Annotated in this window: 16 protein-coding genes; 5 read left to right on the forward strand and 11 right to left on the reverse strand. The window is 44.7% G+C overall.

Translation table 11 applies throughout. The features are described 5' to 3' along the window. The first annotated feature begins 55 nt into the window (after window positions 1-55). On the forward strand, window positions 56-862 hold the full coding sequence (locus NSQ66_RS21725; protein ID WP_339279380.1) for a hypothetical protein: 807 nt from the start codon (window positions 56-58) through the stop codon (window positions 860-862). Between the two features lie 208 nt (window positions 863-1,070). Here the strand turns inward: NSQ66_RS21725 and NSQ66_RS21730 are convergent, their stop codons facing one another. The 3 genes from NSQ66_RS21730 to NSQ66_RS21740 form a co-directional block, all read right to left on the reverse strand. Beyond that, window positions 1,071-1,196: a hypothetical protein gene (locus NSQ66_RS21730; RefSeq protein ID WP_339279381.1), complete on the reverse strand. Its 126-nt coding sequence runs from the start codon at window positions 1,194-1,196 to the stop codon at window positions 1,071-1,073. A 117-nt stretch (window positions 1,197-1,313) separates the two neighbouring features. After that, complete coding sequence (locus NSQ66_RS21735; RefSeq protein WP_339279383.1) at window positions 1,314-1,466, reverse strand: hypothetical protein; 153 nt, start codon at window positions 1,464-1,466, stop codon at window positions 1,314-1,316. 170 nt (window positions 1,467-1,636) lie between these two features. Beyond that, on the reverse strand, window positions 1,637-2,431 hold the full coding sequence (locus NSQ66_RS21740) for a TIGR00266 family protein (RefSeq protein WP_038572584.1): 795 nt from the start codon (window positions 2,429-2,431) through the stop codon (window positions 1,637-1,639). Window positions 2,432-2,733: 302 nt separating this feature from the next. On the opposite strand from NSQ66_RS21740, the gene NSQ66_RS21745 reads away from it, so the two are divergent. After that, entirely contained in the window at window positions 2,734-3,630 is an 897-nt protein-coding gene (locus tag NSQ66_RS21745; protein ID WP_036682991.1) for a rhodanese-related sulfurtransferase, read from the forward strand. Between the two features lie 255 nt (window positions 3,631-3,885). Here NSQ66_RS21745 and NSQ66_RS21750 read toward each other — a convergent pair whose 3' ends face one another. The 5 genes from NSQ66_RS21750 to NSQ66_RS21770 all read right to left on the reverse strand — a co-directional run bounded on the left by NSQ66_RS21750 (window position 3,886) and on the right by NSQ66_RS21770 (window position 9,310). Beyond that, a complete protein-coding gene (locus tag NSQ66_RS21750; protein WP_339279385.1) occupies window positions 3,886-4,557 on the reverse strand; it encodes a YitT family protein in 672 nt (223 codons plus the stop codon). 315 nt (window positions 4,558-4,872) lie between these two features. Next, entirely contained in the window at window positions 4,873-5,373 is a 501-nt protein-coding gene (locus NSQ66_RS21755; RefSeq protein WP_036682996.1) for a Crp/Fnr family transcriptional regulator, read from the reverse strand. 176 nt (window positions 5,374-5,549) lie between these two features. Then, on the reverse strand, window positions 5,550-7,478 hold the full coding sequence (locus tag NSQ66_RS21760) for a fructose-specific PTS transporter subunit EIIC (RefSeq protein ID WP_339279738.1): 1,929 nt from the start codon (window positions 7,476-7,478) through the stop codon (window positions 5,550-5,552). A gap of 38 nt (window positions 7,479-7,516) precedes the next feature. After that, window positions 7,517-8,428, reverse strand: coding sequence for a 1-phosphofructokinase (gene pfkB / locus NSQ66_RS21765; RefSeq protein ID WP_339279386.1), 912 nt, complete (start codon window positions 8,426-8,428; stop codon window positions 7,517-7,519). Window positions 8,429-8,545: 117 nt separating this feature from the next. Continuing rightward, window positions 8,546-9,310: a DeoR/GlpR family DNA-binding transcription regulator gene (locus NSQ66_RS21770; protein WP_305953507.1), complete on the reverse strand. Its 765-nt coding sequence runs from the start codon at window positions 9,308-9,310 to the stop codon at window positions 8,546-8,548. Between the two features lie 251 nt (window positions 9,311-9,561). Here NSQ66_RS21770 and NSQ66_RS21775 point away from each other — a divergent pair, with 251 nt between their 5' ends. Both NSQ66_RS21775 and NSQ66_RS21780 read left to right on the forward strand, forming a co-directional pair. After that, window positions 9,562-9,834 (forward strand): hypothetical protein, encoded by a 273-nt coding sequence (locus NSQ66_RS21775; RefSeq protein WP_036683002.1) that lies wholly within the window; start codon window positions 9,562-9,564, stop codon window positions 9,832-9,834. A 191-nt stretch (window positions 9,835-10,025) separates the two neighbouring features. Continuing rightward, window positions 10,026-11,135: an AI-2E family transporter gene (locus NSQ66_RS21780; RefSeq protein WP_036683003.1), complete on the forward strand. Its 1,110-nt coding sequence runs from the start codon at window positions 10,026-10,028 to the stop codon at window positions 11,133-11,135. Between the two features lie 110 nt (window positions 11,136-11,245). Here the strand turns inward: NSQ66_RS21780 and NSQ66_RS21785 are convergent, their stop codons facing one another. The 3 genes from NSQ66_RS21785 to NSQ66_RS21795 are packed head-to-tail and all read right to left on the reverse strand — an operon-like array spanning window position 11,246 to window position 13,049. Beyond that, window positions 11,246-11,650, reverse strand: coding sequence for a hypothetical protein (locus NSQ66_RS21785; RefSeq protein ID WP_036683006.1), 405 nt, complete (start codon window positions 11,648-11,650; stop codon window positions 11,246-11,248). Between the two features lie 30 nt (window positions 11,651-11,680). Beyond that, window positions 11,681-12,349, reverse strand: coding sequence for a uracil-DNA glycosylase (ung, locus tag NSQ66_RS21790; protein WP_036683009.1), 669 nt, complete (start codon window positions 12,347-12,349; stop codon window positions 11,681-11,683). Window positions 12,350-12,392: 43 nt separating this feature from the next. Then, a complete protein-coding gene (locus NSQ66_RS21795) occupies window positions 12,393-13,049 on the reverse strand; it encodes a ribonuclease H family protein (protein WP_038572590.1) in 657 nt (218 codons plus the stop codon). A gap of 208 nt (window positions 13,050-13,257) precedes the next feature. Between NSQ66_RS21795 and NSQ66_RS21800 the strand changes: the two genes are divergently transcribed. Then, window positions 13,258-13,851 carry a hypothetical protein gene (locus NSQ66_RS21800; RefSeq protein WP_036683014.1) on the forward strand — a complete coding sequence of 198 codons (594 nt, stop codon included), beginning with the start codon at window positions 13,258-13,260 and terminating at the stop codon, window positions 13,849-13,851. Window positions 13,852-13,871: the final 20 nt, after the last annotated feature.

Here is a 13,871-nt window from a genome sequence, read left to right on the forward strand (position 1 = left end):
AGTAACTTATTGCTTGTTGAAGTAACTTATCTGTGGATATATAGCGCTTATAGAGATGTATACGCTCGATCGGCTCTATACTACGGGATTATACCGCTCCTTTGGCCGCAACTACTCCATCCGCTCCATTCTACGGGATTTATACCGTACATTTGACCGTATACGCTCGATCGGCTCTATTCTACGGGATTTATACCGTACATTTGGCTATATGTGCTCCGTCGGCTCCATTCTACGGGATTTATACCGTTCATTTGGCTATATGTGCTCCGTCGGCTCCATTCTACGGGATTTATACCGTACATTTGGCTATATGTGCTCCAACGGCTCCATTCTACGGGATTTATACCGTACATTTGGCTATATGTGCTCCGTCGGCTCCATTCTACGGGATTTATACCGTACATTTGGCTTAATGTGCTCCGTCGGTTCCATTCTACGGGATTTATACCGTACATCTGACCGTATACGCTCCATCGGCTCCATTCTACGGGATTTATACCGTACATCTGACCGTATACGCTCCATCGGCTCCATTCTACGGGATTTATACCGTTCATTTGGCTATAGGTGCTCCGTCAGCTCCATTCTACGGGATTTGTGCCGCTCATTTGGTCGCAACTGCTCCATACGCTTCATTCTGCGGGATATATACCGTACATTTGGCTGTATACGCTCGATTGGCTCTATTCTTTATACCGTACATTTGGCTATAGGTGCTCGATCGCCTCTATTCTGCGGGATATATACCGCTCATCTGACCGTATACGCTCGATCGGCTCTATTCTACGGGATTTATACCGTTCATTTGGCTATGGTGCTCCGTCAGCTCCATTCTACGGGATTTGTGCAGTTCATTTGACCGTATACGCTCGATCGGCTCTATTCTACGGGATTTATACCGTTCATTTGGCTATATGTGCTCCGTCGGCTCCATTCTACGGGATTTATACCGTTCATTTGGCAGTATCGAGTAAATCAAAGGCACTTTTACCCTTCTTTCGCGTCACACTAGCTCATTCGAGCAAATCAAAGGTACTTTCGCCCTTCTTTCGCGCGATACTAAACCTTTACAGCAAAACAAGGGCATTTCTGCCCTTGTTCCCCCCTAAAAGCACCACCGCTGAAACGATGCGTCCTCTTGTAATGTTGTATACCTCATATGCTCCATATTTCGTACGCTCTTTGTTCCACATTTCGTACGCTCTTTGCCTCATATGCTCAGTATTTCCACGCTCACTCCATATTTCGTACGCTCTTTGCTACATATGTTCAGCATTTCCACGCTCACTCCACATTTCGTACGCTCTTTGCTACATATGTTCAGCAATTCCACGCTCACTCCATATTTCGTACGCTCTTTGCTTCATATGCTTTCCACGCTCACTCCACATTTCGTAAGCTCTTTGCTTCATATGTTCAGCATTTCCACGCTCACTCCATATTTCGTACTCTCTTTGCTTCATATGCTTTCCACGCTCACCATATTCCGTGCGCTCTTTGCCTCATATGCTCAGCAATTCCACGCTCACTCCACATTTCGTTCGCTCTTTGCCTCATATCCTCAGCAATTCCACGCTCACTCCACATTCCATATATCCTCTACTTCCACACTATGCAATGCGCTCACGCAGACTTATCTGCCATCCAGCAAATTACCAAGCCCACCAAGCACGCTTCCTTCTTCTTTCCGACCGCTGTTGCCGGCAGCGGACAGGATGCGATCGGCCATTCGGCTGAATGGCAGCGATTGTACCCACACCTTGCCGGGTCCGCGCAACGTTGCGAAGAACAGGCCTTCACCGCCGAACAGCGCGGTTTTGACCCCTTTTACAAACTCAATATTGTAATCCACCGAAGACGTCATAGCGACTAGACAGCCAGTGTCCAGCTTAAGCGTCTCTCCCGGTTGAAGTGTGCGTTCCATAACATAACCGCCAGAGTGTACAAATGAAAGTCCATCACCCTCCAGCTTTTGCATAATAAAACCTTCCCCACCAAAAAAGCCAGTACCCAGCTTACGCTGAAATTCAATACCGATTGAAACGCCCTTTGCCGCGCAAAGGAACGAATCCTTTTGACAGATGATTTTTCCACCGTATTGCTGCAAGTCGAGCGGGATGATTTTGCCTGGGTACGGAGCAGCAAAGGTAACACTTTTACGCCCATAAGAACCACTGTGTGTGAAGACAGTCATAAACAAGCTTTCACCTGTCAACAGACGTTTGCCCGCGCCCATCAGCTTCCCCATCAAGCCACTTCCACGCGAGCCTCCGCTGCCGTCACCAAATATCGTCTCCATTGTTATTTCCTGATCCATCATCATAAAGCTCCCGGCTTCGGCAATTACACTCTCTCCTGGGTCAAGCTGCACCTCTACACACTGTATTTCCTCACCCATAATGGCATAATCAATCTCATGAGCACTCATCCCGCAGTTCCTCCTTATAATTAAAGTCATCATGTGACTTATGAATGAAAATATATACGTGCGTTGCGATTCACGGTTTCGCTAATCATAACTATCCATGAAAACCGCCTATATCCTGCAGAAAAAATCAACCAGAGGTTCTGGCTGACCTTAATCCTGGTATCCCTGAAAAATGATATTTATACCAGCTTTCTTCAGGTTACTGTACCACATCTCTTGTCAATACTTGATAATATGTTACAATACTTTTTATACTTAAATGTTTATTTAGTAGTCTAATTCTAATGATAAAGGTGAAATGAATGAATCCACAATCGGAATATGCAATTCTGCTATACTATAAATTTGTAAAAGTGCCGGATGCAGAACTATTCGCCCAGGAGCATTTGGCTTACTGCAAAGAGCTTGATGTAAAGGGACGAATTCTTATTTCTGATGAAGGCATTAACGGAACACTATCAGGTACGGTTGCCCAAACCGAGCAATACATGAAGGATTTGCGCGCAAACCCTCTGTTTAGCGATATCGTCTTCAAGATCGATGAGGCTGATGCTCATGCCTTCAAAAAGATCTTCGTTCGTTATAAAAAGGAACTCGTGACGTTCCGGGTCGAGGATGAACTGGACCCTAACGTGATTACCGGAGAGCATCTGGCGCCTAAAGATTTCTACGAAATGATGCAGCGCGACGATGTGGTGATTCTGGATGGTCGTACCGGCTACGAATTCGATCTTGGTCATTTCCGCGGCTCCATCCGCCCCGAAGTAGACAGCTTCAAAGAATTCCCGGACTGGATTCGCGAGAATATGAGTGACCTTAAGGATAAACCAATCCTGACCTACTGTACAGGCGGGATCCGCTGCGAGAAATTAAGCGGGTTTATGATGAAGGAAGGCTTTGAGCAGGTGTACCAGTTGGATGGCGGCATTGTGACTTATGGTAAAGACCCTGAGGTACAGGGCCAACTGTTTGATGGAAAATGTTATGTCTTCGATGAGCGGATCTCCGTACAGATTAATCATACCGACGAGGATATCGTTGTCGGACGTTGCCATCACTGCGGTCAGCCAGCTGACCAATTTATCAATTGCGCCAATGATGCTTGTCATCTTCAGCATATTTGCTGTGAGGACTGTGAAACACAGCACAGTGGTCATTGTTCGGACGAATGCGAAGCTATCACGAATACCGTGGGCTAAATAAAAGACAAGCTGGTCGCAAATGTCTCTACACGATTCAAAGACGAGCACAAGTGAGTCTTAAGTTAACTAAAAGATGGCGTACAGGATTTTCACTGTACGCCACCTTTTGTTATGAGCGAAACGTCCGAACAACGCCCCTAGGGACTGCACCCTTTAAAAATACGTCATATCCAACAAAAAAAAGTCAACCAGAAATTCTGGCTGACCTTAAATGTAGTATATCCCCGAAATAAGCTGTTTATACAGCCTTATTCACATTACCGTACCATCATGAGGTTTACGCAAAGTAGATTGAATCTTTGGCGACTTCACTAGCTTTGGTTTGCCTAAAGAGGTTGTAAAAGTGATTACATAGCCAGCTACGACTACAGCCATCACTGTATACATCGTTTCTTTAACAGGCATATAAAAGAGTGATAGTGCCAGAACGATTACATCCATCATGATGAATACCGTACCTACTTTGATTCCCTTCCATTCACTAACCAGCAGCGACAAAATATCGTCTCCACCGCTAGCCCCGCCACTCCGCAGGATAATTCCCGCTCCTAAACCTGTCAGTACGCCGGACAAAAGAGCTGCTAATGCCAAATTGTCCTGCAAGTTGATGACCAAACTGGAATAACGTTCCATGAGACCATAGAAGATTGTAAAAGCTCCTACAGAAACAAAAGTGTTGCACACGAACGCTTTCCCTTTGAACATCCATGCTATCAAGAGTACTGGAACGTCTAGAAGCAGAGTTGAAATCGAAGGTGAAATTCCTAATACATATTTGCCAAGCAGCGATAATCCTACGAATCCGCCCTCTGACAAATGATTCTGAAAATTGATGTGATAATAAGTAAATGCAAGCAAAAATGTTCCAAACAAAATGACTGTCAATCGGAGCAGTACATTCACTCCGTAATTGTGGTTCCTCATACAGGTCTCCCCTTATCGTATATGGCGGCTAGACGTCCCACCAACCTCTACGACGGGTAAAACCGGAGGTATTGCTCCTTCGCATATATATACTCCTTCCCCTCGCAGAGGCGGTTCGTCAAGTAACAACGGTTTACGCACCTTCTACAGGGAAGCTAAGTATAAGACAGATCATAACGTTTCCAAATCGTCCTTTGGGGAATCGTCCTTCGGGGACACATGGTATCCTGATCCTTTCTCTAATTTGATAAGTTCTGTTTACATTATACCACGGAGCCACCCTACTCTAAACAGTTTGCCAGAAAAAAGCAGGAATCACTCTGTACTCCGCAGCAAACGGTTGATTGTTTCACGTCTTACACCGATCAATTGCCCTATTTCTTCCTGGGTCAATAACTCTGTTAGCGCTGCGCCATGAGAATAGTCATTAAACCAGCGGGTTAGCAATTCCATACGTTCTGCAGGTGTACCTACAGTAAGATGATCCAGCCGTGTCTGCATAAACCGTACCTTCTCCTGAAGCAGTCTGGCGATTTCCATCGCTTGACCAGGATCATCCCGCAGCTGTTGATACCATTCTGCTGATGGAACTGCCTCCACCTCGCTCTTCATCATCGCAACTGCAGTTCCATGCGCCTCCTTTGGCGAAATGAGTGAATGATGGGGAACCATCTCACCAGGATACAGGATGTTAAATAACACCATGTTCCCATTCTCATGAAGTCTTGTGACCTTGAACAGCCCGCTTTTTACCTTAAATAAAAAATCACAGCTGTCTCCTTGGCGGAACAAGACTTCCCCCTTATGTAATATCATCTCGCTCGCTCCTTTTCCTTCTGATTATATATATTTTCAATTATATAAAATTAAACCTCATTTATGGAGATAAATCTACCTATGGGCGAGGAAAGGGGTAGATTAAAGTCCATGCAAAAACTGCTGGACACCAGAATGAAAATTCTGGCACCCAGCAGTTCAATTTACTTATAAAGTTACTTTGCTTCAAGCGGTTTCTTCCATAATCCGAGCATCAATCCGGAGATGACCGAACCGATCAGAACAGCCAACAGGAACAACAGCGCGTGGCTTGAAAGGGCAGCTACAAAGATCCCGCCATGCGGAGCAGGCACGTTGATATTCCAAAGCTGTGTAAGACCTCCAGCAACGGCCGAACCAAGAATACAAGAGGTTAGGACACGAAGCGGATCGGCTGCGGCGAATGGAATGGCCCCTTCCGTAATGAACGACAAGCCCAGCACATAGTTCGTTAAACCTGATTTACGTTCTTCTTCCGTGAATTTATTCTTAAAGAAAGTAGAAGCCAGTGCTATTGCAAGTGGAGGCACCATCCCCCCGGCCATTACAGCAGCCATCATGAAGCCGTTGGTATTACCACTGGTAGTGAATACACCGATGGCAAAAGTATAAGCAGCTTTATTGAAAGGTCCACCCATATCTATGGCCATCATGCCACCGAGAACCAGGCCCAGAATAACAGCATTAACAGTTCCAAGATCATTAAGCCAATCAATCAGTCCTACATTGATCCAGCTAAAGACCGGATCGAACAGGTAATACATCAATCCACCGGTAATTAGAAGCCCGAATACCGGGTATAACAGGATCGGCTTCAGTCCGTCAAGTGTTTTAGGCAGACCTGCAAATACTTTACGTAGTCCGATAATTACATAACCCGCCAAGAAACCAGCAGCCAGCCCGCCGAGGAACCCAGCGTTGGAATTCAAGGCCATGTAACCCCCAACCATACCTGGCATCAGAGCCGGACGATCACCAATGCTGAGCGCTATAAATCCAGCAAGGACTGGGATTAGGAAATGGAAGGCACCATCTCCGCCACCGATTGTCTGCAGTAACTGGAACAGCGGGTGATCTGCTCCACCTACTTGTTCAATCAGGAAGGAGATTGCTAGCAGTATACCGCCACCGACTACAAACGGAAGCATGTGGGAGATCCCATTCATTAAGTCCTTATATATTTTACTGCCGATACTGCCAGATTTCTCTTTAGACCCTTCGTCATTGCCACCGCGACCTTCATTGTGATAGATCGGCGCTTCCCCATTCATAGCTTTACGAATAAGCTCTTCCGACTTACGGATGCCATCACTTACCGGTCTTTGCAGTACAGGTTTACCGTCAAAACGGGCCATTTCCACCTTTTTATCAGCTGCAACAATTACACCGCTTGCACGCCGAATCTCATCAGGGGTGAGTACGTTTTTGGCCCCTTCTGAACCATTCGTCTCTACACGGATATTAACTCCCATTTCTAGAGCTTTTTTCTTAAGGGCATCTTCAGCCATAAAAGTGTGCGCAATGCCTGTAGGACAAGCAGTTACAGCTACGACAAAAGCTTGGGAATCCGGGTTGCCCACGATTACACGTTCAGGCTCTGACTTTGCGGCAGTTTCAGCGGCTTCGTTCTCTTTCTCCTTATCTTCGCCTTCCGCCTGCTTGGCATCAAACAAAGCTGATACCTCATCCGGAGTCTGAGTATTCATAAGCTGTTCAATGAACTCGCTATCGATCAGTAGTCTGGACAATGAGGCCAGTGTACGAAGATGCACATTGCCTGCTCCTTCTGGAGCGGCAATCATAAAGAAGATACGTGCTGGCTCATCATCAAGGGATTCAAACTCCACTCCCTTTGCGCTCTTAGCAAATACAACCGTCGCTTCATTTACCGCTTTAGTCTTAGCGTGCGGCATCGCGATACCGCCACCAATCCCAGTACTGGATTGCTCTTCGCGCTTCAGAATCATCTCTTTAAAAAGGATCGGATCATTAATTCGGCCACTAGCAGCAAGACTAGCAATCAATTCATCAATTGCAGCTTCCTTAGTTGTAGCTTTTAGATCCATGATCATAGTTTCTTTTATCATTAAATCCGTTATTTTCATCATGTTCAACTCCCTTAAGTACTTTGAATGCTGTCGGCTTACACTTCTGAGATTTGGATCAGCGGTCTCAGCTGTTCAATGAATTCTCTGTCCGCTAAATCATCAGAGAATGCGGTTGCACTGCCCGAGGCAACGCCTGCACGGAACGCCTCCAACAAGTCTCCTGTCAAAGACAGTGTCCCTACAAAACCAGCGATCATGGAATCCCCTGCACCTACAGAATTTTTCACTTTACCTTTTGGTGCGTTGGCGTGGTATACCCCTTGCTCCGTAATGAACAAAGCCCCTTCACCCGCCATGGAAACCAGTACATGTTTCGCTCCTGCATCCAGCAGCTTGCGTCCATAAGTAATAATCTCTTCCCTCGTGTCTATTGTTACGCCGAATAGCTCTGCAAGCTCATGATGGTTCGGTTTAACCAGCAATGGCTGATTAGCCAGCGCTTTTTGAAGTGCAGCACCAGTAGTGTCAATGACGAATTCCGCTCCACTCTGTTTGCACACAGATATAAGCTTGTCATAGAAATCTGCACCCAGTGATGGGGGAACGCTTCCCGACAAAATCACTACATCCTCCGCGTTCAGAGCAGCCAGCTTTTGCAATAGTGCATCGGCTTCCGGATCAAGAATGGCGGGTCCAACACCGTTAATCTCCGTTTCTTCTCCATGCTTGAGCTTGATGTTAATCCGCGTATCATCAGAAACAAACACGAAATCGCTTGAAATTGATTCTTCGTGTAACCAATCCTCAATATATCGGCCGGTGAAGCCGCCAAGGAATCCCATAGCCTTATTCTGAACCCCAAGCTGTTTAAGCACTCGGGATACGTTAATCCCCTTCCCTCCGGGAAGCTTCAAATCACGTTTCATCCGGTTCAAGTCACCCAGTCTCAAATCTTCCACTTCCACGATATAATCAATGGAAGGATTAAGCGTTACAGTATAGATCATGATTATCCCTCAATTATGTTGGTTTTCTAAGCCATAGATTACCGATCAAAAATACGGCATCTGTAATTTCTCCAAACGATCACACGGTAATTCATAATTGCTTATCCTATATAGAATTTATACCAGCGTGAAATCCACACCCAATTGCGTGATCTCACGGATGAATTTGTCAGACGCTCCTGAATCTATAATGCAATGATCCATTTCCGTCACATCAGCAACCTTGCTAAAGGATACCTGCCCCAGCTTACTGTGATCTGCCAGTAGAATAACTTGCTTGGCGACTGCGATCATTTTGCGTTTTGTAGCTGCCTCTAACATGTTCGGGGTTGTGATGCCTTCCCGCAAATCCAGTCCATTAGTAGCAAGAAAAGTTTTATCCACTCTCACCATATCTAAGGAACGTTCTGTCATCGGTCCAACAAAAGCCATCGTATCCGGGCGAAGCATACCACCTGTAATTGAGACTTCGATATTGCGGCAATCCCGCAGCTCATTCAGCGCCATAATCGAGTTCGTAATGACTTTGATATTCGAAAAGTTCTTCAGCTCTCTGGCAATCTGCAGTGTTGTTGTTCCTGCATCAAGCAGTATAGCGTCACCCTCCTGAATCATCTCCACTGCTTTGCGGGCAATCCGTTGCTTCTCATCCAATAAATGATCTTCCTTATCAGGATAAGCCGCCTCAAAATTGACACTCTGCAAGGAAACTGCTCCGCCATGAGTACGCTTTAATAGCTTGGCTTCTTCCAGCTCCTTCAGATCACGGCGCACAGTAGACTCGGATACGCCCATTTCCTGACTTAGCTCCTGTACAGAAGCTCTTGAGTTTTTTTCCACAAAAAGCACGATTTTTTGTTTTCTCTCTTCCTCAAACATCATCGTGGCTCGCTCCTTTATGTGAGAGCGCGACCTGTACAATTCCTTGCGCTCATCTATGAATTTTCTTGACCGTTAATTGATTATATGTGACCGTTATTGATCGTTTGTGCTCGTTTATGATTTTAACAGCGTTTTCATCCTATGTAAAGTGCTAAAAAGAGACAGTGCAAAATTACATCCCAATTGCCTATCTCATATACGGCATTTATAACATATTAATAATACATACCGGGAAAAGCGGGTGATCAGAAATGGCCAATGGAAGAAACCGTGGGAGAAATAACGGTAACAGCAATGCTAATAAGAATGGGACCACCAATAACACTAATCCAGTGGAATCCGCAGAACTTAGCGCTGAGGATTATGAGATCATCGCAGCTGGACTTGTAGCATTAGGTGAGATTTTTTCCTTTTTATCTCTTGTTAAAGCAAGACAAGTTACCAAAGAAACTGGAGGCGAGGAGGTAGTTCCTGAAATCTTCACTTTATCCACTAGAAAATCTCATAAACGAAAATCAAGATAATCCACGAAAAAAGCAGCGAAGTAGTGATATACCCTTGTTATATTGCGATCTTTTTACTTGGCGTAACCTTTGTAACTAGAACCTCTATATGGGTATGCCAAGAACTACCTATAAGGAATTACCCGCTTTTGAATCAATACTTGTAAATTAGGGTTATTAAACTACATAGATATAAATTTGAATTTTGGGGGATGTTTTTATTGCCACAACAGAAGTATTTTCGGACAAGCCTTGCTATTATCGCCTTTTTACTGATTTTGTACTTAGGCTCCAAAGTAATGTTTCTCTTCGCGCCACTAGGTGCCATTTTCAAATTATTACTTGTTCCCATGATGTTATCAGGGTTTATGTACTACCTGCTGCGTCCGTTAGTAAGAATCCTAGAGAAAAGAAAATTAAACCGGGCGTTCTCCATCCTGCTCATTTATTTTCTGATTGCGGGCTTGTTCGTTCTCTTCTGGATTCTAGTCTGGCCGACACTGCAAGAACAAATTCAGAACTTTATTGATAACACTCCCTACCTCGTGCAAGGTTTGCAGGATCAGTTCAATGCATTGAGGGAGAATCCGACACTGTCACGTTTTTTCAAAGGGGATTCTGACGTCGCGGCCCGTTTATCAGAATTTCTTAGCGATACTATTACCTGGGTTACCAATTCCATGTCCAATTTGATTGGCGTTGTTTCCAGCATTGTAGTGTTAATCGCCACTTTGCCCATCATTCTGTACTACATGCTAAAAGATGACTATAAGCTATCGCCTAAACTTCAAGGCTTAATTCCGAGAAAATATCGGAAGGAAGGCCAAGAGATGCTTGGAGATATCGACAGCGCATTAAGCAGCTTCATCGTCACACGTGTGGTGCTAAATGTCGTACTCGGTATTATGTTATATATAGGATTCCTTATCATCGGACTGCCTTACTCCCTGTTACTCGCCGTAATTTCAGTGCCTCTTAACTTCATTCCATATGTGGGTTCATTCTTAGCAGCGATTCCGGTAATAATAGTAGGTTTCATTGAATCACCGACGATGGCCATATGGTCTCTAGTCATAATTTTCATTGCCCAGCAGATCCAGGATAATGTACTCTCACCGATTATTTACGGAAAATCATTGGATGTTCATCCACTGACTACGGTCATCCTTGTCCTTATAGGTGGAGACTTCTACGGTATTATCGGAGTTCTTATTGCGCTCCCTGTTTATATGATTATAAAAATTGTTTTCCTGCGCGTGTATGAGATTATTATTGCAGACCGTAAAGATGAAGCTGAGCCTATCAAAAAAGAGGAGCTATAACGGTTGTGATCTACTTCGTGAACGGGCGGAGCTTAACTATAAAATAAAAAAGGGTACGTCTCCAATCACTCGGAGTCGTACCCTTTTTTATTCTTTACAGGTTCCTGAAATCACCCTCGTAAAGAACGAACTACAAAGATGTGATTGCCCTTCATCAGGTTTTGGCCGTTCTGAAGTGTAACTGAACCTTTCGTATGTGAGGTAATAATCGTATTAAAGGCAATAAGCTGATCCTCTTTCCAGACGCTGACCGCCGATTTAAAATACACTGCATTGTCAAATTGCTGCCGATCCCTCATCACATAACCCACGGAATGGAGAACTGGAGGCAGCGCTCTTTCTTTTGGAGCCAGAGCCTTAATAACAACAATATCCCGAAACGGCACAGCAATTTCCTGATGGCCAATGACCGCCACCGATGCGGAAAGGTCCCATTTGCGCAGGATTCCCTTCATAATGGTATAAGGTTTCTCTCCGCAGTACATTATAACGGGTTTACCTACCCAATGCTTCATAGCTACCTCCCCTTCGCATCACTCCATAAATTATAAGTCCGGAATGAACCAATCTATTCCTTCCATACCCTGCGACTCTAGAAATTGATTGGCCTTCGAGAACGGACGACTGCCAAAGAATCCACGATGCGACGAGAGAGGGCTTGGATGAGGTGATTGCAGCACCTTATGCCGGCTTTGGTCGATGAAAGCACCTTTTTTCTGCGCATGACTCCCCCATAATATAAATACCATGGGCGTAGTTCTTTCATTCAGCTTTTGCATTATGGTGTCTGTGAATGTCTCCCAGCCCAGACCTTTATGTGAACCCGCCTCACCCTCACGTACCGTCAGTACGGTGTTCAGCAACAACACTCCCTGCTCTGCTAAGTGCAATAAAGAGCCGTGGTTCGGAACAGGCACACCGACGTCCTCCTTCAGCTCTGCATAAATATTGCGCAGTGACGGAGGGATACGTACCCCCGGATTGACAGAGAAGCTTAGTCCGTGAGCTTGTCCGGGACCATGATAAGGATCTTGACCTAAAATAACTACACGAGTCTCCTTATAAGGCGTTAGTTTTAATGCTGTGAACAATAATTCTTTTGGCGGATAAACGGTATGTTCCTTATATTCTTCTGTTAGTACATCCATTAATTTTAAAAAATAAGGCTTTTGCATTTCATCCTGCAATACCTCATCCCAATCGTTGCCAAACATCCCCAAACTCCTCCTTCAACCGAAACCATAGCGATATAGTTTTTTATTTCCGACCATAATCCGCTTTGATCTCGCCCCACTCTTTTGTGTGCCACTTGAGCACCTTATTGTCATATGTATTGGTTTGCAACCAACGCTCTGCCCGATCAATAAGCACCCAAATTTCCTCTGTTGAAGAATCGCGCGGCAAGGTTGTTGCCACCTTCTTCTGCTTCACCCACTTCATTGCATTTACAGAATCACTGTAAACCGTTTTATCGCTTCCCTCTTTCTTCAACAACGCCAAGGCATGGACAATCGCTAAAAATTCACCTAAATTATTAGTGCCCTTTTTGATCGGACCACAGGAGAAAATGATATCTCCCGTTTGTGTATCTACACCCTTATATTCAACAGGCCCCGGATTACCCCGAGTCCCCACATCTACTGAAATACTGTTGTAATCAATCTCCTCAGAGGTCTCTACTGTAGCACTGCGTTTAAAAGAACTTGTCCCCTTAGACTTTGCTGCACCAGCTGCCCCTGTTCCCCAATTCCCCTTCCAGCCCGCTTTATATGCCGCATCAGCTGCTGCTTTGGATTCATAGGATTTATATTTTGCACCGGTATAATGATCTGTCTGTGCCTGGCATTCTGCCCAAGTGCTATAGACTCCCGGTTGTTTACCTTCCCAGACTACATAATATTTCTGCTTGGCCATGGATAATGCTCCTTTTCTACTGCCTGTACTTATTGTAATCCATATTGCTCGTGAATTCATCGGATAAATCACATTTTTCAGGTCATACTATACGCCAGAGATGTCCAGGCCTATATTACCATTTGTAGATTGATTGGTAAATTACTAACTAATCACTCTATAGTAAGCTCGAAGGATATCGGTACAATTACTTAGGGAGGTTATACAGATGAGAAAGATAGCAAGTGTTGCTGCGGTATTTGCTTTTGTGTTAATGGTCGGATGTGGAAATGCAACAGATAATGCTAATAATGCTACTGCAACAAGCACTCCTGAGAACACAAATAACGCGGGTACCACTAATAATGCAGGCACCGCTAATAATCAAAATAACACCACAGATGCTGTAACCTCAGCTTCCGTAGTAGATAATGAAGAAGCCTTCAAACGCGCCATCAGTCCAGAGGGAACCTGGATTGCTGCCACACTTAAAGACTTAACCTTCACCGAAGATCTCGTCGTGGATGGAGAATTCATGAATAAAGAGGAACCCGCCAGAAAAATTGCTCTATACACACAAGATGCGGATCACAACATCACCAACTCCTTCAAACTGACTGCTCCAAAATTGACCATCAAGAGTAAAAACGCCCGTATTCAAGGCGGCACTTTTATTGGAGATGTATACGTAGAAGCGGATGGTTTTACCCTGGTGAACGCAACCGTTGAAGGCAATGTCTACTTCGCAAACGATCAATATAAATCCACCTTTAATTCATCCGATCAAGGAAAAGTAACTGGTGTTACAGAAGTGAAAAAATAAGCTTCAACCCCAGAAAGGTG

Origin of the sequence: Paenibacillus sp. FSL H3-0329 (assembly GCF_037963285.1) — a bacterium.
In the GTDB taxonomy this organism is placed as follows: domain Bacteria; phylum Bacillota; class Bacilli; order Paenibacillales; family Paenibacillaceae; genus Paenibacillus_AQ; species Paenibacillus_AQ odorifer.

Bases quoted from the DNA above. Each gene is read 5' to 3' on its own strand.
- NSQ66_RS21730 (WP_339279381.1), bottom strand. From the start codon at position 1,196: ATGTGGAACAAAGAGCGTACGAAATATGGAGCATATGAGGTATACAAC.
- NSQ66_RS21735 (WP_339279383.1), bottom strand. From the start codon at position 1,466: ATGAAGCAAAGAGAGTACGAAATATGGAGTGAGCGTGGAAATGCTGAA.
- NSQ66_RS21770 (WP_305953507.1), bottom strand. From the start codon at position 9,310: ATGATGTTTGAGGAAGAGAGAAAACAAAAAATCGTGCTTTTTGTGGAA.
- NSQ66_RS21785 (WP_036683006.1), bottom strand. From the start codon at position 11,650: ATGAAGCATTGGGTAGGTAAACCCGTTATAATGTACTGCGGAGAGAAA.
- NSQ66_RS21755 (WP_036682996.1), bottom strand. From the start codon at position 5,373: ATGATATTACATAAGGGGGAAGTCTTGTTCCGCCAAGGAGACAGCTGT.
- NSQ66_RS21780 (WP_036683003.1), top strand. From the start codon at position 10,026: ATGTTTTTATTGCCACAACAGAAGTATTTTCGGACAAGCCTTGCTATT.
- NSQ66_RS21795 (WP_038572590.1), bottom strand. From the start codon at position 13,049: ATGGCCAAGCAGAAATATTATGTAGTCTGGGAAGGTAAACAACCGGGA.
- ung (WP_036683009.1), bottom strand. From the start codon at position 12,349: ATGTTTGGCAACGATTGGGATGAGGTATTGCAGGATGAAATGCAAAAG.
- pfkB (WP_339279386.1), bottom strand. From the start codon at position 8,428: ATGATCTATACTGTAACGCTTAATCCTTCCATTGATTATATCGTGGAA.
- NSQ66_RS21750 (WP_339279385.1), bottom strand. From the start codon at position 4,557: ATGAGGAACCACAATTACGGAGTGAATGTACTGCTCCGATTGACAGTC.
- NSQ66_RS21800 (WP_036683014.1), top strand. From the start codon at position 13,258: ATGAGAAAGATAGCAAGTGTTGCTGCGGTATTTGCTTTTGTGTTAATG.
- NSQ66_RS21760 (WP_339279738.1), bottom strand. From the start codon at position 7,478: ATGAAAATAACGGATTTAATGATAAAAGAAACTATGATCATGGATCTA.
- NSQ66_RS21725 (WP_339279380.1), top strand. From the start codon at position 56: ATGTATACGCTCGATCGGCTCTATACTACGGGATTATACCGCTCCTTT.
- NSQ66_RS21745 (WP_036682991.1), top strand. From the start codon at position 2,734: ATGAATCCACAATCGGAATATGCAATTCTGCTATACTATAAATTTGTA.
- NSQ66_RS21775 (WP_036683002.1), top strand. From the start codon at position 9,562: ATGGCCAATGGAAGAAACCGTGGGAGAAATAACGGTAACAGCAATGCT.
- NSQ66_RS21740 (WP_038572584.1), bottom strand. From the start codon at position 2,431: ATGAGTGCTCATGAGATTGATTATGCCATTATGGGTGAGGAAATACAG.